The 21254-nt window shown below is 45.3% G+C and carries 14 protein-coding genes; 4 read left to right on the forward strand and 10 right to left on the reverse strand.

The features are described 5' to 3' along the window. Positions 1–8 precede the first annotated feature (8 nt). Both ABIO93_RS10620 and ABIO93_RS10625 read right to left on the reverse strand, forming a co-directional pair. A complete protein-coding gene (locus ABIO93_RS10620; RefSeq protein WP_348067321.1) occupies positions 9–1739 on the reverse strand; it encodes a family 16 glycoside hydrolase in 1731 nt (576 codons plus the stop codon). A gap of 182 nt (positions 1740–1921) precedes the next feature. Further along, on the reverse strand, positions 1922–2551 hold the full coding sequence (locus tag ABIO93_RS10625; RefSeq protein ID WP_348067323.1) for a hypothetical protein: 630 nt from the start codon (positions 2549–2551) through the stop codon (positions 1922–1924). A gap of 894 nt (positions 2552–3445) precedes the next feature. Between ABIO93_RS10625 and ABIO93_RS10630 the strand changes: the two genes are divergently transcribed. Together ABIO93_RS10630 and ABIO93_RS10635 are read left to right on the forward strand one after the other, a co-directional pair. Continuing rightward, the gene (locus ABIO93_RS10630) at positions 3446–6703 is read left to right on the forward strand and encodes a SusC/RagA family TonB-linked outer membrane protein (protein ID WP_348067325.1); all 3258 of its coding nucleotides are present in this window, start codon (positions 3446–3448) and stop codon (positions 6701–6703) included. A gap of 73 nt (positions 6704–6776) precedes the next feature. Beyond that, complete coding sequence (locus ABIO93_RS10635) at positions 6777–8372, forward strand: SusD/RagB family nutrient-binding outer membrane lipoprotein (protein ID WP_348067327.1); 1596 nt, start codon at positions 6777–6779, stop codon at positions 8370–8372. 101 nt (positions 8373–8473) lie between these two features. On the opposite strand, the gene polA is transcribed toward ABIO93_RS10635, so the two are convergent. Beyond that, complete coding sequence (polA, locus tag ABIO93_RS10640) at positions 8474–11347, reverse strand: DNA polymerase I (RefSeq protein ID WP_348067329.1); 2874 nt, start codon at positions 11345–11347, stop codon at positions 8474–8476. A 289-nt stretch (positions 11348–11636) separates the two neighbouring features. Between polA and ABIO93_RS10645 the strand changes: the two genes are divergently transcribed. Beyond that, positions 11637–13721 carry a S9 family peptidase gene (locus ABIO93_RS10645; RefSeq protein WP_348067331.1) on the forward strand — a complete coding sequence of 695 codons (2085 nt, stop codon included), beginning with the start codon at positions 11637–11639 and terminating at the stop codon, positions 13719–13721. Between the two features lie 129 nt (positions 13722–13850). Here the strand turns inward: ABIO93_RS10645 and ABIO93_RS10650 are convergent, their stop codons facing one another. The 6 genes from ABIO93_RS10650 to ABIO93_RS10675 form a co-directional block, all read right to left on the reverse strand. Further along, positions 13851–15137: an O-acetylhomoserine aminocarboxypropyltransferase/cysteine synthase gene (locus ABIO93_RS10650; RefSeq protein WP_348067333.1), complete on the reverse strand. Its 1287-nt coding sequence runs from the start codon at positions 15135–15137 to the stop codon at positions 13851–13853. Positions 15138–15264: 127 nt separating this feature from the next. Next, positions 15265–15798, reverse strand: a complete 534-nt coding sequence (locus ABIO93_RS10655) for an NADPH-dependent FMN reductase (RefSeq protein ID WP_348067335.1) — start codon at positions 15796–15798, stop codon at positions 15265–15267. Positions 15799–15849: 51 nt separating this feature from the next. Then, positions 15850–16374 (reverse strand): DinB family protein, encoded by a 525-nt coding sequence (locus ABIO93_RS10660; RefSeq protein WP_348067337.1) that lies wholly within the window; start codon positions 16372–16374, stop codon positions 15850–15852. Between the two features lie 72 nt (positions 16375–16446). Next, positions 16447–17415: a YafY family protein gene (locus ABIO93_RS10665; RefSeq protein ID WP_348067338.1), complete on the reverse strand. Its 969-nt coding sequence runs from the start codon at positions 17413–17415 to the stop codon at positions 16447–16449. Between the two features lie 10 nt (positions 17416–17425). Next, entirely contained in the window at positions 17426–18439 is a 1014-nt protein-coding gene (locus ABIO93_RS10670; protein ID WP_348067340.1) for an LLM class flavin-dependent oxidoreductase, read from the reverse strand. Between the two features lie 129 nt (positions 18440–18568). Further along, positions 18569–19006 (reverse strand): DUF2147 domain-containing protein, encoded by a 438-nt coding sequence (locus tag ABIO93_RS10675; protein ID WP_348067342.1) that lies wholly within the window; start codon positions 19004–19006, stop codon positions 18569–18571. 412 nt (positions 19007–19418) lie between these two features. Between ABIO93_RS10675 and ABIO93_RS10680 the strand changes: the two genes are divergently transcribed. Further along, positions 19419–20642, forward strand: coding sequence for a GAF domain-containing sensor histidine kinase (locus ABIO93_RS10680; RefSeq protein WP_348067344.1), 1224 nt, complete (start codon positions 19419–19421; stop codon positions 20640–20642). 42 nt (positions 20643–20684) lie between these two features. On the opposite strand, the gene ABIO93_RS10685 is transcribed toward ABIO93_RS10680, so the two are convergent. Next, on the reverse strand, positions 20685–21152 hold the full coding sequence (locus ABIO93_RS10685) for an SRPBCC domain-containing protein (RefSeq protein ID WP_348067346.1): 468 nt from the start codon (positions 21150–21152) through the stop codon (positions 20685–20687). Positions 21153–21254: the final 102 nt, after the last annotated feature.

The raw sequence follows: 21254 nt of genomic DNA on the forward strand, positions 1-21254 counted from the left end.
CTGGCAGTCTACCAGAACATGGAATAGCTGGTTGTGCCTGAAACCGGAAGAATCAATTCCTTCACCTCGCCAACCGGCCTTATAATGACCTTCACTTTTTTGTCAGTCTGAACATAATAGCGATCATCCACCTGGTACAGGCCTTTTTCGATTTCAACGATTTGTTTTCCACTCGCCAGAAGAGAGTAAAGTGGACCGTTAGCATTGCCTTCAACCGTAAATGTGCGTGACAAGCTACTTCCACCCGAAGTAAGCGCATCACTCACCGTCGCTGAACCAATCGCATATCGGAACACGGGATAACCCTGCGCATTGATCTTATAACCCAGGAAGTTAATGTTAGAAGAGTCCGGCCATGCTTTGCCCGCATCATCCAAAACAGCCAGGCTGCTTCTTCCTGATACATGAACTTTCAGACCCGCCGGGAAAAGCAATTGCGGCTCGCCGCGTTCGTACCACATTTCGGTCACATCGGCAAACTTACCACGCCATGCCTGTATCAGCGCGCCACGGTTGAGATCAACGGTGTAGTTCCATCCATCAGGGCTGCCTACTGATATACAATGGGTACGTTTGTATTTTTCACCATTCAATAAAATGAATGAACGAACCATTTCCGGGCGCATGTCGGGCGTTACGCTGATGTAAGGCTTGGGCTCAGGCTCGGGTAGTGATGATAATACGTGAAGATCGTATGGACGAATACCCGCTTTTTCGACCCTAAGGCCCAATGCAGGCTGTCTCCAGGGAAAGCGTGAATAATGTATTTTGAACTGATGCTTACCCTGGCTCAGATTCACCGAACCGGTGTGGCTTTCCTGTGAAGTACTTTCTCCGGCTGCAATGATGCTCTTCCCGTCTACATCAAGAGAGAAAACCGGCCCTGAATAAATGGTAGTAAAAATGTATTCACCCGCTTCGGTCACGTCCAGGTCGCCTTCATAAACCAGGTGAAATTCACGCATACCGTTTGTTACTTCCTGGGTCAATATGGCTGATTTGCCTTCGTGGTCGATTTTGCTGTATTCCTTGCTGTCCCATTTGTCGGAGTAAACCTTGTAATTCAGGTTGGCAAGGGCGAGTGGCTTGCGGCTTGCCAGTAACTGGTAGCCAATGTTACGAAAAGCAATGGAGCCCTTCGTTACTTCCAGCGATATGGGCTGGCCGTCACCGGTTGTTTTTGAATTAGGAAGATAGACAGTTTCCAAAACAGTCACTCCATTTAATGCAAGGCTATTAAGTCTGGCAGAATTGGCAAGATTCGGAACCGACGCGTCGTACGACAGTTCGATCGTTTGCCATAAACCAGGCGCTTTCGCTGCGTTCTGGGTTGGAAATTGTCCTACATAGCCGGAAGTGCTGGCGCTGGCGGAACCTTGTTGCTTGCTGCTGTCCGAAATACGAACTTTTTGTCCACCAGGCAAGATCAGGCTTCCTTCGGCGCCAGGAGATACATTGAACTCGGCATACAGGCGCAGGTCGCTGGCTTTGAGTTTCGTGGTGAGCGCGTTACCGGCATTGCCAAGCAGCACGCCTTCGCCATTCTGGGTTTTAACTTTGGCTGCTCCCGCTGGAAGTATGGAAATATTCCCTTGCACGGACCAGTTGGCACTACTACTTTCAAAGGAACTGAGGTCTTTAAGGGGAAGAGGAGAATAGTTTCCTTTAACCGTTTGTCCCACAACCATTACCGGACAGGTCAGTAGCAGAAGGGAGACTTTCTGAATCAAATGATGCATTGGATATATTAAGTGTATTGTTTACAATTAAAAAGCTAAGTTCGCACTTTTTTCTACTAATATACCCGGATTTATTATGAATTTTTTTCAAGGGAAATAAGGGGTGGTGCCAATGAAAACGACTGCCAATTGACGGCAGTCGTTTTCATTGTTATACAAAAGAGAATATCAGTTTGCTGTTTTTATTTTTTTGTACAGGTACAAGTGTTTGCGCAGGTGGCGTAGTAACCTGTGCCGCAGGAAATACTGCAGCAAGCGTTGGAGCAGGAGACGGTTCCAGTACCACCAGATGTGGAACAACCGCCAGGCACTAACCCTGGTTGGTCTCGTAAAGCGCTATGCTGGCCTGAAATGGAAATTCCAATCGTATTTATTGCAGATGCTGCTAAGTAATTTTTCGGCAGCTTAGCCAATGTCTCCGCTAACGGTTGGCAATTAATTATAAATTCATGTTTTTGTCCTGTCAAAGGATTATTTATGATTAAAGCATATTTTAAAAATAGGATTTCATACTGCCCAGAAACTAGTTCGATTCCTTTCCAATCCTTTTCTTCCAGATAGATTTTTACTATTTGAGGCTTGATGTGACTATTTGAAATCGTCAGTTGTAGTTTGTGCTGCTTGTTTTCAATATTTTTTTCAACAGTGACCTGACTGACTTCGGAATAAAAGCCATCCGTCTGATTTGCCAGATTATTTGCATCAATCAGAAACATTGGTTTGTCTGGGTCTTTCGCATTTTTTTCACATGAAAGAAATATGAATACAAACGCCAAGCTGAACAATCCTACTAGCAATGAAATCCTTTTCATAATAGTATGTAAGTTTAGTGTGGTTCAAAGGTAATAACGCTGATCAGCAACGTCAATCCCCCTTCAAGGGGGATTTTTTGTGTTCATTTGGGTATTGAATACAAAATTCAAGGAGGGAGATCTCCTTATCATCTTCCCGAACTTTTTCCAGTATATTTTTTCTGTGTGATTTGATGGTTTCAGTACTTACACATAATACCTCGGCAACTGCTTTGGATTTCAGCCCCCTGGCAATCAGCCAGATGATCTCAATCTCCCGTTTTGTGAACATATCTCAACGTTTATGTTTTGGAATAAATCTGTTGATTGATACGGGTTGTAATGTGAAAAGTAACGGGGAAATTTTACAAAAATCCGGGAGGCATTTTCAAGGATGTTTAACCCCGTTGAATTTTGTGGCGCCACGTATAGCCTTACAGGTGCGACTTTTATTGCCTTTCGCTAATTAATTTCGCCGATAATCCTATGCGGAAACCACAAAGCCGGATAGCCCGATTATTAACAAAGGCTGTACTATTCCTAACAAAAATGTTAATCTGGGAAGTCGGTCGCTAGAAGTAACCCTAATTAACTTACTAATAAGTCAATAACTTGAATATCGAATGTATTTTTTGTGATTCAAATGTTTTAAATTGACAGGAATTCAGAGTCTTTGTAGTAGTGAGATCATTTTTACAGGAAAGAGTGTAGTCCGGCCGTGGCCGCGCACAATGCAATGATACCGTTGCCTGACCTCCTGAGAATTTGTTGATGTCGGACTGTTAGCGAACAGTTTGATTTGTTTATATAATGTTAATAAATACTTAACACAGTTTGTGCGATTAAATAAGACTTTTGCGCTTTGTAAACCATGTATTTTTCCCTTTTAACAATTATAATCAACCGTTCTAGCTCATGACAAAAAAGTTTTACTCACACTTACGGCTGGATATTTTCAGACGAAGTACGCAGGCTTGTTTACTACTCGGATGTTTGCTGTTCTCGCAAATATCAATGGCTCAGATTGTTGTGACTGGGCAGGTCAAATCCCAGGAGGATAGCCAGCCGATCCCGGGGGTAAGTATCATCGGTAAGGGATCAACCAACGGGACCATTTCAGATGCAGATGGGAAATACCGTTTAGAAGTATCCGAAAAGACAACAGACATCATTTTCTCTTTTTTGGGCTTTTCCAGCCAGGAAGTGAAAATCAATGGTCGTAACACCATTGACATTACCCTGAAAACAGATCTGCGTCAGCTTAATGAGGTGGTTGTGACTGCATTAGGTATCAAGAAAGACATACGCAGAATTGGTGTCGCGATCCAGACTGTTGACGGAAATGCAACGGTGAAGGCGAGGGAACCGAATGCGATCAATGCATTGGCAGGTAAGGTTGCCGGACTTACGGTGGGTGTGCAGCAGGAAATGCTCCGCAAGCCTAACATTCAGCTTCGAGGTAATTCCGATGTACTTTTCGTGGTAGACGGTGTTCCGGTAAACTCGGATACTTGGAATGTTAGCCCGGATGACATTGATACTTATTCTGTATTGAAAGGTGCTTCGGCATCAGCGCTTTATGGATTCCGTGGTAAGAACGGTGCCATTTTGATCACTACCAAAAGGGGGTCCAAAGACAAACGTGGATTTTCAGTTGATTTCAATTCATCGACGATGGTGGATAATGGTTTCTATGCAATTCCAAAAGTGCAGGATTTGTACGGACCAGGCGACCACGGCCGATATGCATTCGGCGACGGTAAAGGTGGTGGTTTGAATGATGGTGACTATGATGGTGGCTGGGGACCGAAATTTGAAGGCCAGAGCATCCCGCAATATGATAGCCCGGTTGATCCCGTAACAGGTGTACGCTCGGGAACGCCGTGGGTAGCGCGTGGAAAAGACAATTTGAGCCGCTTTTTGCAGCCAGGTATTTTGTCAACCAACAACATTTCAGTATCTGCTACCGGTGAAAAATACAACGTACGTTTTTCTACGTCACATATGCACCAAAAAGGTATTGTTCCAAATACGAAGCTGAACATTACCAACTTCAACATTGTAGCGGATTACAATTTCTCCAAAAAGCTGACATTCAATTCTTCGCTTCAATATAACCGTCAATACACTCCGAACATCCCGGATGTGAATTATGGGCCTAACTCGATCATTTACAACATTGTATTGTGGGCAGGTGCTGACTGGAACGTAGACGATATGAAAAACTACTGGCAGCCAGGTAAGGAAGGTATTCAGCAGATCTATGCGGAATATCAGCGTTACAATAACCCTTATTTCATGAGTTATGAGTGGTTGAGAGGTCACCAGAAGTCGGATATCATCGGCCAGGCGGCTATGACTTACAAGTTCACCGATTTCCTGGAAGCTACTTTCCGTACCCAGGTGAACACGTGGAGTATGTTCCGCAGCGAAAAAATGCCTTATTCGGCTGGTGCTTACGATCGTGACGAGCGTCGTGGTGACTACCGTGAAGACCGTCGAAACCTATTCGAAAACAATACTGACCTGCTTATCAAATTTGATAAAGACATTCTTCCGGGATTGAATGCTAAGATCTGGGGTGGTGGTAATATTCGTAGCTTCGAGTACAACTCTCAGTACACAACGACTGACTATCTGAACGTACCAGGACTTTACAACTTTGGAAACTCCGCTAACCCGGTGAAAACATCCAACTTTATCTCGGATATGCGTGTGGCTTCTGCTTACTATTCTGCGGATTTTACATTCAAAGATTTCTTCACGATTTCTACAACAGGTCGGATGGATAAGTTGTCGACGCTTCCAAAAGGTCACAATTCGTTCTTCTATCCTTCGGTTGCCGTGTCAACGGTTATTTCTGACTATACCAAACTGCCGGCAGTGATCTCCTTCCTGAAATTGCGCGGATCATATGCGAATGTAAAAGACGGTCTGACATCGGCTAACATTGGCGCAACACCGGGTGTTAGTTACTTTTTGGGATATGGAGAGCAGTATAGCTCTTCTTACGGCGGACCAAACTACCAGAACTCAGCCGTATACTCTACACCATTTGCTTATAACAACAAGCCTGCGGCGTACTATACCAACACATTGAATAACCCAAGTATCGTTCCCAGCACGACTTCTCAAACCGAAGTGGGATTGGATATCAGGGTCATGAACAACCGTTTGGGATTGGATGTGGCTTACTATGTGTCGAATGACGGACCCAGCATCTTCGCTTTGCCGATCTCATCTACCACAGGTTATACAGCTGCATTGGTAAATGGTATCAAAACCCAGAAAAAAGGTCTTGAAATTTCCTTGACAGGCTCACCGATCCGCACAGAGAAAGGATTTAACTGGGACATTGTAGCTAACTATTCAACTTACAAACAAACACTTACCGATATTTACCCAGGTCAGGACCAGTTCAATACATTCTTTAAAGTTGGTGACAGACTGGATAAGTTTTATGGTCGCGCATTTGCAAAAACGGCTGACGGACAGATCATTAATGACGCCTCAGGTCGTCCGATTTACTCGACTCAATCGAGATATCTGGGCAATGCCAATTCCAAGTTTGTTTTTGGTATCAACAACAAATTCTCTTACGGAAACTTCAACCTTGGCTTCCAGTTTGACGGACGTATTGGTGGTGTGATTTCTAACTATGTTCAGAAACAGACTTTCCGCGGCGGACGTCACATCGCATTGAACCAGGGACAATTGGGAGCTTCCCGTGAAACGGATTATATCGCTTTCAAAAACAATACTGAAAACAAAACGTATGTGGGTGAAGGTGTTCAGGTAGTAGGTGGAACAGCGCTTAATTTCGACGCAGAAGGAAACATTACCAACCTTGGCGAGCTGAAATTCACGCCGAATGCAACTGCTCAGAACGTACAGGACTGGGTAAGCCGCTACTACAATTCGGATGAAGGTAACCTCATGAGCCGTTCATTTGGTATGCTGCGTGAAGTAGTGATCGGATACAAGTTTCCTGCTGCAATGCTTGAAAAAACCAAGTTTATCCGCAATGCTTCGGTATCATTGGTAGGCCGCAATCTGCTTTATTTCGCCGAGAAAAAGGATGTGGATCTGAACCAATACATCACAGATGGTGGCTCAGGCCTGCAAACTCCTTCGGTACGCCGTTACGGTATCAATGTGAGCCTTACATTCTAACACGTAGTCCCGGACAGGTTGTCCCGGACAGGAAGTCTAAGACAGATTATTTCAAACAATCCAATTCTGAACAATGAAATTCAATCATAAACTTATCGGATTATGCACGGCTTTTGCACTGATGCTATCAGGCTGCGAAAGAAGCTTCGAAGAACTCGAAAAAGATCCAAACCGTCCTGTAACTGCTCCGGCATCCCTTGTTTTGCAAGGCATCGAGTCTGACATGTACGGTAACATTGGTACCCCTTTCAGTGATGAAATGCGTTGGAACCAGTTTTATGCGATCAATTATAATTACTACGGTAACAACGAATACAACTGGTCGTCATTCACAGATCATTATGCTACTTTGAAAAATGTAGTTAAAATGGAAGAGGAAGCGAAACGCGCCGGCTTGGCAGACGTAAACGTTTATTCAGCGGTCGGTAAGTTCTTCCGCGCATTCTTTTTTGATCAAATGTCGGTAAGAGGCGGGGACATTCCAGCATCAGAGGCTTTGAAAGGGTTGGAGATCATTACTCCGAAATATGATTCACAAAAGGATGTGTACATTCAAATCCTGGCGTGGCTGGATCAGTCTAACTCCGAAATGACGTCATTGATCGCTGGCGGGAATTCGAAGCTGACCGGAGATTTTTACCTGGGAGAAGACCTCGCGAAATGGCAGAAAGTGGTTAACAGCTTCCGTTTAAGGATACTGATCCGGTTGAGCAAAAAAGAAGGCGAAGCCGGAATGAATGTTAAAAGCCAGTTTGCCGAAATTCTTGCTAACCCAACAAAGTATCCTCTAATGGGTGGCATGTCTGATAACCTGGAATTCAAGTCAAACCTTTTCAATAAGTATCCATCTAACCCTGATAACTTCGGTTTTGATGCGACACGCCAGAATATGGCCCAGACTTACGTAGGCTTGCTGACAGCGCGCAAAGATCCGCGCGTCATGGTGACGACTGAGCCCGCTGGCGCACAGCTTAAAGCAGGCAAACTTCCTTCCGATTTTACCGCATTTATCGCAGCAAACTCAGGAGAAGACCTTTCGGATATGTCAAACAAAGCTGGTAAAGACAACGGACCAGGTTTTGCGCCGGGAGAATATTCTTTCCAAAGCAGATCACGTTATTATTCGAACTACATTGGCGAAAGCACATTCCTCGTAGGCTATCCTGAAATGTGCTTCAACATTGCAGAAGGTATTGCCAGAGGCTGGGCCACAGGCAGCGCAGAAACGTGGTATAAGAAAGGTATTCAGGCTTCTCAGGAGTTTTATGGTGTTAAAACAGGCGCTCTTACGATGACTTATTCCAAAACAGGAGGACGTGCCGCATCTGACTTCGCGAACTATACCGTCAATTTCAATTTTGACGACTACTATGCGCAGCCGATCGTGAAGTTTGCAGGAAACAACATTGCAGGCATCGAGCAGATCGTTACCCAGAAATACCTTGCATTCTTCATGAACTCAGGTATGGAAGCGTATTTCAACTATATCCGGACCGGTTTCCCTAAATTTATGACAGGTGTGGGAACAGGTAACTCAGGCCGTATCGCAGTTCGCTGGCAGTACCCACTTTCGGAGCGTACGACCAACGAAACAAACTACAACGCCGCAATCCAGAGCCAGTTCGCAGGTAAGGACGACATCAACCAGCAACTTTGGTTGTCAAAATAATAGAAGGTTCAAGTAAAAAAGAGAGGTCCGCAAATCAGCTTTGCAGACCTCTCTTTTGTTGTTGTTTTAGCTGTTTTGTCATCCTGAGCGCAGTCGAAGGGTCAATGCGCTTCCAACCAGTTCCCACCAACCCCAATCCCCGTCTCCATCCTCACTGCCATTGGGATCGCATTGCGCATGAGTTCATCTACTTTTTCTTTCAATAACGGTACTTCGTCGCGGTGGGCGTCGAATACCAATTCATCATGCACTTGCAGGATCATGCGGGATTTTAGTTTTTCATTGGCTATAAAATCATGAATGTTGATCATCGCAACTTTGATCATATCCGCCGCAGAGCCCTGTATTGGCGCGTTAATGGCATTTCGCTCCGCATAGCCGCGGTTCGTCTGGTTTCTTGAATTAATATCCGGCACATACCTCCTGCGACCCAGGATCGTCTCCACAAATTCCTTTTCCCTTGCCTCATTGACCACTCTGTCCATATAACCCTTCACGGCCGGGAATTCTTCAAAATACGCCCTGATGATCTCGCTGGCCTCTCCGCGCGCTATTGCGAGGCGCTGCGCCAGCCCAAATGCTGAGATCCCGTAAATGATACCAAAATTGACCATTTTAGACTTCCGACGCATATCAGAAGTGACTTCCTCCAAAGGCACTTTAAACACCTTGCTGGCCGTAGTGGCATGAATGTCACGTCCCTGGTTAAATGCCTCGATCATACTGACATCACCGCTGAATGCCGCCATAATGCGCAGTTCAATCTGCGAATAATCCGCAGAAAGGATCTGGAATTCATCAGTATCCGGTACGAATGCCTTGCGGATCTCACGACCGCGCGGCGTACGGATGGGAATGTTCTGTAAGTTGGGATTGGTAGAGCTGAGCCTTCCGGTAGCTGCCACAGCCTGGTTATAGGAGGTATGAATGCGGCCAGTTTTGGCATTGACCAATAAAGGCAAGGCATCTACATAGGTGGATTTTAATTTTTGTAATTCCCTGTAATCCAATATTTTCCTGGCAATGGCGTGGTTATTTTCCAGTTCGGAAAGAATGTCCTCCCCAGTCGCATATTGACCGGTCTTGGTCTTTTTTGGTTTGTCGATCAGCTTCATTTTGTCGAAGAGCACCTCGCCGAGCTGTTTGGGAGAGCTGATGTTGAATGATTGTCCCGCAATCTCGTAGATCTCCGATTCTGTTTGTCTCAGATCCAGTTCCAGCACACCGGACATGTCTTTTAAAGTACCAATGTCAAGCCTTACACCGGTACTTTCCATCGAAGCTAATACTTTCAAAAGCGGCATTTCGACGCCGTGAAACAGTTTTGAGGCATTCACCTTTGGAAGCTCCCTGGAAAAGATTGTGTTGAGCTGCAATGTAATGTCGGCGTCCTCGCCCGCGTATTGCGTGATCTCGGGTATCGCCACATCACGCATAGTACCTTGCTTCACGCCCTTTTTACCGATCAGCGAAGTAATCGAAACGGGGGCATAATTCAGGTAGGAAGCCGCCAGAATGTCCATACCGTGGCGTTTATCAGGTTCCAGAAGATAATGTGCCAGCATGGTGTCACTCAACTTCCCATGAACTTCAATGCCATAGTTTTTCAGTACCAGCAGGTCATATTTGATATTCTGGCCTATTTTTTCAATGGCTTCATTTTCAAAAACTCCCCTGAAATTTTCAACGATCTCCTGCGCTTTTTCTTTGTCTGCCGGTACGGGTATGTAGAATGCCTCTCCCGGAAGATATGCAAATGACAAACCTACCAGCTCCGCGTCCATGGTGTCCAGCGAAGTTGTTTCCGTGTCAAAACAGAATGCTTCCTGCAAACCGAGGTAGTACGCCAGGCTTTTTTGCAGTTCGGGCGTGTCGACAGTGTGGTACCGGTGGAAAGTGTTGTCAATGGTACGTTTGTTGGTCGGGATTCTCAGGTCTTCGTAAGCTTGGTCGGGTGAATCGTCGTCCGCTATATTTTCGCTGATGATTGCTGGTTGTTTGCCCAGTTCTTCCGTAGGGTTACCGAACAGATCCAGCTGGCCCTTTTTGTCTTTGGTAGCCGGCTTGGGCGCAGCAGGTGAAGAAGAAGTTTGGCCTATTCCTAAAACCCGCTGTTTAAGCGTTTTGAATTCCAGTTCGTCAAACAGCTCCACGATCATATCGGAATTAACTGCGCAAATGGTCAGGTCTTCCGCATCGAATGGTACCGGTACATGCACGTCGATCGTGGCCAGCTGCTTGCTGAGAACCGCTTTGTCCATATTATCACGGATCTTCTCGCCGAGTTTTCCGCCAATCTCGTTTGCATGCGTGATCAGGTTTTCAATGGTATCGTATTCGGCGATCAGTTTTTGAGCCGTTTTTTCGCCTACGCCCGGGATACCCGGAATGTTGTCCACGGCATCGCCCATAAGGCCCAGTATGTCAATCACCTGGTCTATCCGCTTGATCTGCCAGCGTTCGAGAATCTCCGGAATTCCTAAAACTTCGGCTCCTTTTCCCAGGAAGGCAGGCTTGTACATATATACGTGCTCCTCTACCAGCTGCCCGTAGTCTTTATCCGGCGTCATCATGAAAACCTCAAAACCCGCGACTGACGCTTCTCTGGCAATGGTACCGATAATGTCATCCGCTTCGTAGCCGTCGAGTTCGAGCACCGGAATACACATGCCTTTCAGCAAACGTTTTACGAGCGGAATGGCCACGGAAATGTCCTCAGGCTGCGCCTCGCGTTGTGCTTTATACGCTTCATATTGTATGTGTCTGAAAGTAGGGGCAGAGGTGTCAAAAGCGACTCCGATGTGTGTGGGCTTTTCCTTGATCAATACTTCCAGCAATGTGTTGGTGAAACCGAAAACCGCGCTGGTATTCAGTCCTTTGGAAGTAATTCTGGGCGCCTTGATAAATGCGAAATGTGCGCGGTATATCAACGCCATGGCGTCAAGAAGGAAAAGCTTGTGAACGGGTTTATCCATGAGGTAAGTTTATTAACGAAACTCAAATATAATGTATGTGCAGAGACTGAAATGGATTGCTGGCGGATTTTTGTAGATTGTCGGGAAGAAAACATCAATAGTTTTTCCCATTTCCGCCGTATAAAAAGCTATATACTTTTAAATCATTTATAACATTTAAAACTTATTATATTTTTTAATTTAAATTAACAGTATCACTCTTATTATACATTTAATAAAGCCCGGACTTATGCGAATTATTTTAATGTTTTTAGCTGTTATCATTTTTTCCTGTAACCAAAAAAAAGAAGTGAAAGAAGCATATCAATGGCCGGGAGCAACTCCTCCCGTAGCAGAAATGAAGGATTACGAAGCCGGAATGCACGGTGACAAGCGTAATGATGAGTATTATTGGATGGCAGATTTTTTCAAAGAAGGCCCCGACAGCACCAATGTTGTGGATTATTTGAAAGAAGAAAATGCGTACACCGACACGATGATGGCGGGTACCAAGAAGTTTCAGGAAAACCTTTTTACTGAAATGAAAGGTAGGATCAAAGAAAAAGACGAGTCAGTACCCGTTTATAGCAGCGGCTATTGGTACTACACCAGAAGCGAAGAAGGACAGCAGTATTTTAAATATTGTCGAAAAAAGGGCACATTGGAAGCTCCTGAGGAAATCCTGCTGGACGTAGATAAAATGGCGGAAGGACATGCCTACTACTCGGCGGTGGGTTTCAACATTAGCCCTGATAACAAGTTACTGGCCTATGGTGTAGATACAGTCTCGCGCCGGCAGTATACTATTTATATCAAAAACCTGGAAACAGGGCAGAACTTTAAGGATGTAATTTATCCGGCGAGCGGTGGGTCGGAGTGGGGCAATGATAACAAGACATTGTTTTATACGGCAACCAATCCTAAGACATTGCTGAGCGAAAAGATCAAGCGTCACGCGCTGGGTACGGACGCTAAGAAAGATGTGGTCGTTTATACCGAAAAAGATAAGAGCAACTACATTGGTGTAGGCAAAACGAAGTCGGAGAAATACATCATTATCGCGTCTTCGGCGACCATGTCGTCGGAATACCGGATACTGGACGCTGATAAGCCGGAAGGAAGTTTTGAAGTTTTCCAGCCCAGAATAAAGGATGTGCTATATGACATTGATCATCAGGACGACAAGTTTTTGATCGTGACCAATAAGGACGCGCTCAATTTCAGACTGATGGAAACACCGCTTACCAAGACAGGCGTGGAGAACTGGAAGGAAGTGATTCCGAACCGAAAAGATGTTCTGCTGGAAGGAATCGATGTTTTTAAAGATTATCTCGTCATCACTGAACGTAAAAATGGCTTGCTGCAACTCAGGATCAGGGACTTGAAATCAAAAGCGGAGCATTATGTGGATTTTGGAGAACCAGCCTACACTGCGTACACTGGCTCCAATCCGGAGTACAATACGAAGACACTCCGGTATGTGTACACTTCGCTAACCACGCCAAATTCTGTTTATGACTATGGCATGGACTCAAAAGCGAAGGAGCTGAAAAAGCGCCAAGAAGTAGTAGGAGGGTACAATCCCGAAGAATACGTGACGGAACGCTTGTACGCCACTTCGCGTGACGGTGTTAAAGTTCCCATTTCTTTGGTATACAAAAAAGGTACCGAAAAATCTGCGGAAACGCCTTTGCTACTTTACGCTTACGGCTCCTATGGCAATAGTATCGACGCGGGATTCAGCAGTACCAGACTTAGTTTATTGAACCGTGGCTTCATATACGCGATTGCACACGTACGCGGCGGCCAGGAAATGGGGCGTCAATGGTATGAGGACGGCAAATTGTTCAAAAAGAAAAACACATTCTTTGACTTCATCGACTGCGCAGAATATCTGGTGAAGGAAAAATACACGTCATCAGCACATTTGTTTGCAGAAGGTGGCAGCGCGGGTGGTTTGCTGATGGGCGCGATCTCCAATCTCCGCCCGGATCTTTGGAGAGGAATCATCGCCGATGTGCCATTTGTGGATGTGGTGACTACCATGCTCGACGAAAGTATCCCGCTGACAACCAATGAGTTTGATGAATGGGGCAATCCCAAAAGCAAAGAGTCATACACGTACATGAAATCGTACTCTCCGTATGACAATGTGGAGAGAAAAGCCTATCCGAATATGCTGGTAACTACCGGGTTGCATGACAGCCAGGTTCAATATTTCGAGCCTGCAAAGTGGGTTGCAAGACTCAGAACGCATAAAACCGATAAAAACGTGCTGCTTCTAAAAACCAATATGGAAGCCGGGCACGGTGGTGCTTCGGGAAGGTTTGAATATCTGAAAGAAGTGGCCTTGCAATTTGCATTCATGTTTGCTTTGGAAGGCATACACGAATAAAGAGAGGAGCCGAAATGCTTTCCTGTTGTCACGTTGAGCGGAGTCGAAATGCAAACGCGAACTGCATGAGCCCTTCGACTCCACTCAGGTTGACAAACAGAATTACCTTGACTATAAATGACAACCTAACTACAACTGGGCCAACGAACCCTCTACATCTGCAATAATGTCGTCAATATGCTCAATACCCACAGAAATACGTAACTGAGTAGGATGTACGCCAGCTGAAAGTTGCTCTGTTTCAGATAATTGTGAATGTGTTGTCGATGCGGGGTGAATGATCAATGTTTTTGCATCGCCTACATTGGCCAGGTTACTGATTAGGGTCAGATGATCCACGAAGCTCTCTGCGGTTTTCTTATCACCTTTTAATGTGAAGGAAAGGACGCCACCAAATCCACGTGTGAGGTATTTTTTAGCCAACGCATTGTACTTATTTCCTTCCAGCCCAATGTAGTTCACGCTTTCCACTTTTGGATGTTTTTCCAGCCATTGCGCCAGTTTCAATGCATTTTCTGCAATACGTTCAACACGTAATGTCAGCGTTTCAAGGCCTTGAAGGAATAGGAATGAGTTGAAAGGAGCCAATGACGGACCCCAGTCGCGCAGGCCTTCCACACGGGCACGAATGATGTATTGAATGTTACCAAAAGGTCCGCCGATCCCAAAAACATCATTTAAAACCAGTCCATGATAGCTCGGCGACGGCTCAGTAAACTGTGGGAATTTGCCATTGCCCCAGTTGTAAGTACCAGCATCCACGATCACACCGCCGATGGATGTACCATGTCCGCCGATCCATTTGGTGGCCGACTGTACTACCACGTGTGCGCCGTATTTGATAGGCTGAAATATAGCCCCAGCTGCTCCAAACGTATTATCCACGATCAATGGAAGGTCATACTTCGTAGCTAATGCTGAAAATGCCTCGAAATCAGGGACGCTGTAACTTGGGTTACCAATGGTTTCCAGGTAAATGAATTTCGTTTTGTCGTCGATGAGTTTTTCAAAGCTGCTCACATCGTCGCCGTCGGCAAAGCGCGCTTCGACACCGATGTTTTTAAAAGAATTTTTGAACTGATTATATGATCCACCGTAAAGGAAAGACGTCGTTACAAAATTATCGCCGACAGTTGTGATGTTATTGATCGCCAAAAACTGCGCGGAATGCCCCGAGCCAGTTGCAAGTGCTGCTACGCCACCTTCCAATGCTGCCACTCTTTTTTCAAAAACATCATTGGTAGGATTCATGATCCTGGAATATATATTGCCAAACTCCTTCAATGCGAACAGGTTAGCGGCGTGTTCAGCGTTGTTGAACACGTATGAGGTAGTCTGATAAATGGGTACTGCTCTTGAATTGGTAGCAGGATCTGGCTGCTGGCCGGCATGAAGCTGCAAGGTTTCAAATTTCATTTTTAGAACGTTTAAAGGTGGATAAAGATCAAATGTATTAAAATAAAGATATATAGTATACTGAAACAGTAGTCTTTTGTTTGCCGAATAATAAATAGCATTTTATCAACAGGACCAATGTCGATAGCTATGAAGCAATGATAGTCATCAGGTTATCGCACTGGCCTTTTAATGCCAAAAGCGTTTCCTGATCCGATACTGTTTTGTCGGGACCGATCTTGTGCTTGATATTTGGAATGGATAAGGAAGAATGGTCGTTTCGGCGTGTGCCCAGTGCTGTGAGCGTGAGCAGGAGGGAAGCGAGGGCTTTGTCGCCGCCGGTATTGAGGGGAGAAGCGCTGATTGCAGAAACGGGTTTGTCATTCAGATCACCCGTCGCGACAGTCCAGTCCAGCGCGTTTTTCAATGTGCCGGGTACACCAAACGCATACTCGGGCGTGCAGATAATGACGCCGTCGGCCTGTTGGATGGCTTTTTTGAACCGGATTACTGCCTCCGTATCATCAAGGCCCGGACTGAAATGGGGGATTTCGTCCAGGCCCTGAAATATTTGAAAATGGGTATCCGCTGGTAAAAGACCTTTGAATGCGCTTAAAATGATGGTATTCGTCGAATCAGGACGTAAGCTGCCCGAGATTCCCAGTATGCTGAAACTTTTCATACCGGTAATTTACGGAGGCAATTCTGAGATAGCAATGCCCGGGGTAGGGTATTATTTTGCCATTACATTGTAAAAATTGTAGTCGGTCATCGGCGCATCCGTAAAGCCCAGGTTGCGCCCCATCGTAACGATCTGTCCGCGGTGATAGGTGCTGTGGTTCATACAATGCATAATGTACTCGAAGTTAGGGAAATTACATTCAAACCACTGGCTGATCACCAGCGTATCTTCCTGCAACATGTCAATGCCCAGGTTTTCAATGTAAATCGCCATTTCTTCTGACTGGGCAATAATGCGTTCGAAGGTTTCTTCCAGGTTTCCGGTAAAATCTTCGTCCTCATAGCTAATCTGCGGACGAATGATTGAGTACCAGTAACTTTGCGTCTGAAGTATATGGATCAGCGTTTGTCGAATGGTGTTGAAGCTGGAATGGACCTCAATTTCCAGAACTGCGTGTGGCTTGGTTTTGAGCCAGTTAACCAATGTACAATTAGCCCAATGATTGTAATCGGTGTAATTTTTCATCAAATACGCAAGACTGGTTTCCACGGTTGATAGTACTGTTAGCTCCGACATGTTGTTCTTTGTTTAAGTGCAATACAAAGAAAAGCCAGGCCCGTGACAACAGTGTGTCAACAGTCATCCGGATTATTTCAAATTTTCGGAAATCTGTTCAATGAGCTGCCTAACCATGTTTTTGAGGGTTTCCGGCTCCAAAATTGTAGCGTTTGGAGCGATCATCATATACCATCTGGCAAAGCCTTCCAGCGACGGGCTTAGAAACGACATTTCAATGTGATCGCCTTTCTGGATTTCCGACACGAAGCCATAATAGGTACGCTGGTCCCGCACATATCTGGAAACCTTTTTTTCCAACCTGATCCGAACCAGCCGCATGTTGTCAGACTCCCAAGTACCCGACATGAATTCTTTGAGGGGAGCGTGCTTGTGCTCGAAAGGCTGCTCAGTCAGCTCACATTGCAGAATCCGGTCGGAGCGGAAATTACGGTAATCATTTCTTAAGTGACAGTAGGCAATGGTGTACCAGTAGTTATTTTCGTGGTAAATGCCCACCGGTTCAATGATCCTTTCGGCCGGGTCAGTAGCACTTAGCGGGTAATAGTTGATCTTGCAGATCTTTTTTTCGGAGATACTTTTGAGCAGTACATCCAGGGTGTTACTGTTCTGTTTGTGGAACGGTTTGTAGTCCTGTCGCATTTCAATGTGGTTTTCCAAGTTTTCCACCATTGATTTTTCACTGGTGCGCAACACCGCCTTCACCTTATACATGGCCGACTGGTACTGCGACTGCGTGGAAAGATCAGTAAACTTTTCCATCAGCTTTTCAGCGGTGATGAATGTACGCGCCTCCTCTTTGGTGAACATGACGGGAGGCAGGCGATAGCCTTCCATAATGGAATAACCAACACCTGCCTCCCCTGAAATAGGCACTCCGGCTTCCGCCAACGAGCTGATATCTCTGTATACGGTCCTCAAACTAATTTCAAATCGCTCTGCGAGATCCTGAGCCTTTACAACTTTGCGGGATTGAAGCTGGATCAGGATGGCTGTAATGCGGTCAAAGCGGTTCATGGTGTCGGATAATAGGTCCGGCACAAAAATAATCTTAAAGAACCGGTTCTCTCAAATTAAATGCGTCCGAAATCAATTCAAATGATTTAACACGGTTCGCGGCACTGTCCGCCATCGTGGAAATGATGATTTCATCTACTTCAAATTGCTGTGCCAGCTCGGTCAGCTGCTCTTTGACGTCTTCCTGCGTACCCGAAATAATACGCCCGCTGTTGTATCTGATGCGTTCCAGTTCACCGGCAGAGAAACGGTATTTTTTGACAGTTTCCGCGTCGGGGAACGGGCCGAATTTGCCTCTTTCGAATTCGACCAGGATATAATCCATCATTTTACGCATTTGCGCAGCCTTTTCCTCCGTCTCCCCGCAAAGCACAAATACCGACAGGATTGCATGTGGCTTTTCGTATTGATCCGAAGGCCTGAAACTTTTGCGGTAGGTTTCGACTACATCCGGGCGCACAAAGCCGTTGATAAACTTCGCTACTGCTAATCCCATCCCGAATTTGGCGGCGATACTACTGCTTCCGCCGCTGGAACTCAATATCCATTGCATCGGTATGGTAGGCGACTGTGGTGTGGCATAGATAAAACCTCGGTCGGTACCCGCTGTATCTCTAAAAAAGTGCTGTAAGTGCTCTAATTGGCGTAAATAGCTGGATTCGCTGAAATCATTGGAGGGATTGAGCAGCGAAGAAGTAATCCTGTCCGTACCTGGCGCACGGCCCATACCCAGGTCTATACGGCCGGGGAAGAGTGTTTCCAGCATCCTGAAATTCTCTGCTACCTTTAATGCGCTGTGGTTAGGAAGCATAATTCCGCCCGATCCGATCCTGATGTGCTGGGTGGCATCGGCCAGCTTGACCATCAGTACTTCCGGCGTTGATCCTGCTATGAAAGTTGAATTATGGTGCTCAGAAATCCAAAAACGGCTATAACCAAGGTCCTCTGCGAGCTTTGCGGTGGCAATGGTCTCCTGAATTGCTTCCTGAACCGTAGATCCTTGTCGTACAATGGATTGGTCCAGTATTCCTATTTTAATATCACCCATGATGTCGTTACGTATTTTATAATTAACACCGGGACTACAAATTGTATTCCTTTTCTAAGCAACAAAGGGCTTCCCTGAGGGAAAGTAACGTTCTCGTAAGACGGAAGGGGAGGAGGTACCGGGAAGCGATTACAGCGAACGCTTCCAATATGTAGAGCGCCCGAACAATGGAATTCCTACGTAGCTGCGAATTTCAAGCGTTTCATCTTTGAATTTCATCAGGCAGTTGTAGGTTTTCCCGCTTTTGGGGTCGTACATTTTGCCATTATCCCAAATATCTTCGGTGAAAGTGAAGTCGTGGAGGATATCAATGTTATGCAGACTGCGCGTCCGCAAACTCTTATCGGTATTGCTAATGTCTTTTCTGAATGTTTTGCCGTCAGCTTCGAAGTAATTTTGCGCCCACATTAGTTTGCCGAGGTACTCGCTGCCATTTTTATAAATCTCGATTCTCATATCTTTTTCCTCATTCAACCATTCCCCTAAAATCTGGTCGGCGACTATATCTTGTGCTTTCGAAAGAAAGGATAGGGAAAGAAAAAATATTAAAAATGTTATTTTATACATTCGGGCAGGAGTAATTTGAATTGAGTGCAAGCTGACGGTTCTCTTTAAAATGTTCAAATTTTCGATTTAGACAAAATATGCCTGTTTTTCTGTGAAATTGGTAAAAGCTGTTTTATGTACTCCAAATACGTTTTTCTATCATTGGTTTTTTAATTAACATTGATAGATATTTAATTTAACACTGTTAATCATTTTTTACAGCAAGGTCACCCTAGTTTTAGTGCTAATCTGCTATGTCACTTTTCTGGCAATATACGATTCTTATTTGATTATGAAAAACTGAATTATTCCAAGATCAAGCCAGCGAATTTTTAATCGGCGTACATAACTATTTTTGTGGCTTGTGCTAAACTCTTACTCGAATTAATCCTATTTTTGATACTAGCACTCTAAAAACAGTGCGCGTAAACCTATGAGTCATACTGCACCTCCTGTTCCGATTAATGAAATGGAGCGGTTACTAAGCCTCTCCGAATTTGATATAGATTATTCAGACCATTATGAGACATTCAAAGACCTTGCCAAACTAGCAGCAAAAGTAACTGGAACGAAGATTTCCCTGGTAAACCTCATCGATTCGCTTACCCAATGGACCATTTCCAATTACGGACTGGATCTGGATCAGATGTTGCGGGAGGATTCAGTTTGCCAGTACACGATTATGGAAACGGATCATTTTGAGATCGACGACCTCAGTCTTGATGATCGTTTCAAAAATAAATTTTACGTTACCGGCGATCCCAAAGTGCGGTATTATTACGGGATACCACTTAAAACCAGCACAGGATTGAACATTGGCGCACTTTGCGTGCTGGATCAAGAACAAAAATCGCTTGATCCTGAGAAAATTGAGCTCCTGAAGATCATTGCCGATGAGATCGTCGCCAGGCTTAAAACCTATAAGGTTATGGAAGGCCTTAAATCCAAGCTGCTCGAAGCAAAACAGACGCAGAAGAAGGTGGCGCATGATATCCGTGGGCCGTTAGGTGGAATCGTCGGATTGGCGCAGATCATTCGCGATCAGGGAGATAGCAACCAAATGGATGAAGTACTAGAATTCATCAATCTGATCCATAAGAGTGGTAATTCCATCCTGGACCTGGCGGAAGAAATCCTCGAAAGTCACAAAGAAAAAGGGCCTGTCGCTCCGTCTGTTAATGCCAAGGAAAATGAATTTAACCTTGCCGTTTTTAAGGACAAATTGGAAAAGCTTTATGGCCCCCAGGCCAAGCATAAAAATGTCAGTTTTAATGTATTCACCACGCCATTGACTGAGAAAGTACCTTTTGCAAAGAATAAACTGCTTCAAATTACCGGGAACCTGATCTCCAATTCGATGAAATTTACGCCGGAAGGGGGCGAAGTGCGCGTGGATCTGCGGCTGATCATTGACCCGAACTGGCCCGCGTTACAGATCCTGGTGAAAGATACAGGTGTGGGCATGAGTCAGGAAGCTATTACAGCCATTCTTTCAGGTACGGCTTCCTCGACGGAGGGCACGGGTGGTGAACAGGGCTTTGGTTTCGGTCTTGCGTTGGTTAAACATCTGGTAGACAGCCTGGAAGGTACCATGAACATTACTTCCGAGCCGGGTAAAGGAACAACTTTCGAAATCAATTTGCCGCAAAATATGTAAGGTAGTAAAGGCATGCAGGGTTACGCGCCTGCATGCCTTTTATTAATCAACTGGACGGGACATTCGCTCTTCCAGTTGATCTAAAATCATGGGCCAGGCTTCCTGATGCTTGTTTTTAGACTCCTCAGTCAGGAAGCCAGCGTGTGTGAGGCTCAGGAATGTTCCGTTTTCATGTGCTGAAAGTTCGACAGTCAAAACAGTCTCGACGCCCTCCGTTCCTCCCTCGCCTGAAACCCAGGTCATCTCGATTCTTTCGCCCTCCTCAATGCTCAGGAAACGCCCATAATGTGGATGTCTGGCGCCTTGATAGGAAGTTTCGAAGTAAAAAGCAGTGTTGGGTTCCGCTTTTCCCAGAAACGAGCCTGGTGAGGCAAACCATAGGTCAAATTCTGTTGTCCAGGCTTTAAATAATTTCCCTGCCGGTAAAGCAACCAGGCGTTCAACTTTCAATCCCAGCGGACGCGATGCGAGGTCAGGCGGGCATATAACTGCGGTTTTGGTTTCCATCATGGTGAAAGGTCATTGCTACCAGCATTGTGAATAAAATCATGCCTTACCGTCGTGATTTTTGTTTTATACCGAAGACGTGACCAACTTTACCCATATAGTAGA

Origin of the sequence: Dyadobacter sp. (assembly GCF_039919315.1) — a bacterium.
In the GTDB taxonomy this organism is placed as follows: Bacteria; Bacteroidota; Bacteroidia; order Cytophagales; family Spirosomataceae; genus Dyadobacter.

What these genes read in the sequence shown, in the direction of transcription:
- ABIO93_RS10620 (WP_348067321.1), bottom strand. Translation starts at nt 1,739, where the DNA reads ATGCATCATTTGATTCAGAAAGTCTCCCTTCTGCTACTGACCTGTCCG.
- ABIO93_RS10675 (WP_348067342.1), bottom strand. Translation starts at nt 19,006, where the DNA reads ATGTATAAAATAACATTTTTAATATTTTTTCTTTCCCTATCCTTTCTT.
- ABIO93_RS10650 (WP_348067333.1), bottom strand. Translation starts at nt 15,137, where the DNA reads ATGAAATTTGAAACCTTGCAGCTTCATGCCGGCCAGCAGCCAGATCCT.
- polA (WP_348067329.1), bottom strand. Translation starts at nt 11,347, where the DNA reads ATGGATAAACCCGTTCACAAGCTTTTCCTTCTTGACGCCATGGCGTTG.
- ABIO93_RS10635 (WP_348067327.1), top strand. Translation starts at nt 6,777, where the DNA reads ATGAAATTCAATCATAAACTTATCGGATTATGCACGGCTTTTGCACTG.
- ABIO93_RS10680 (WP_348067344.1), top strand. Translation starts at nt 19,419, where the DNA reads ATGAGTCATACTGCACCTCCTGTTCCGATTAATGAAATGGAGCGGTTA.
- ABIO93_RS10660 (WP_348067337.1), bottom strand. Translation starts at nt 16,374, where the DNA reads ATGTCGGAGCTAACAGTACTATCAACCGTGGAAACCAGTCTTGCGTAT.
- ABIO93_RS10630 (WP_348067325.1), top strand. Translation starts at nt 3,446, where the DNA reads ATGACAAAAAAGTTTTACTCACACTTACGGCTGGATATTTTCAGACGA.
- ABIO93_RS10685 (WP_348067346.1), bottom strand. Translation starts at nt 21,152, where the DNA reads ATGATGGAAACCAAAACCGCAGTTATATGCCCGCCTGACCTCGCATCG.
- ABIO93_RS10625 (WP_348067323.1), bottom strand. Translation starts at nt 2,551, where the DNA reads ATGAAAAGGATTTCATTGCTAGTAGGATTGTTCAGCTTGGCGTTTGTA.
- ABIO93_RS10655 (WP_348067335.1), bottom strand. Translation starts at nt 15,798, where the DNA reads ATGAAAAGTTTCAGCATACTGGGAATCTCGGGCAGCTTACGTCCTGAT.
- ABIO93_RS10670 (WP_348067340.1), bottom strand. Translation starts at nt 18,439, where the DNA reads ATGGGTGATATTAAAATAGGAATACTGGACCAATCCATTGTACGACAA.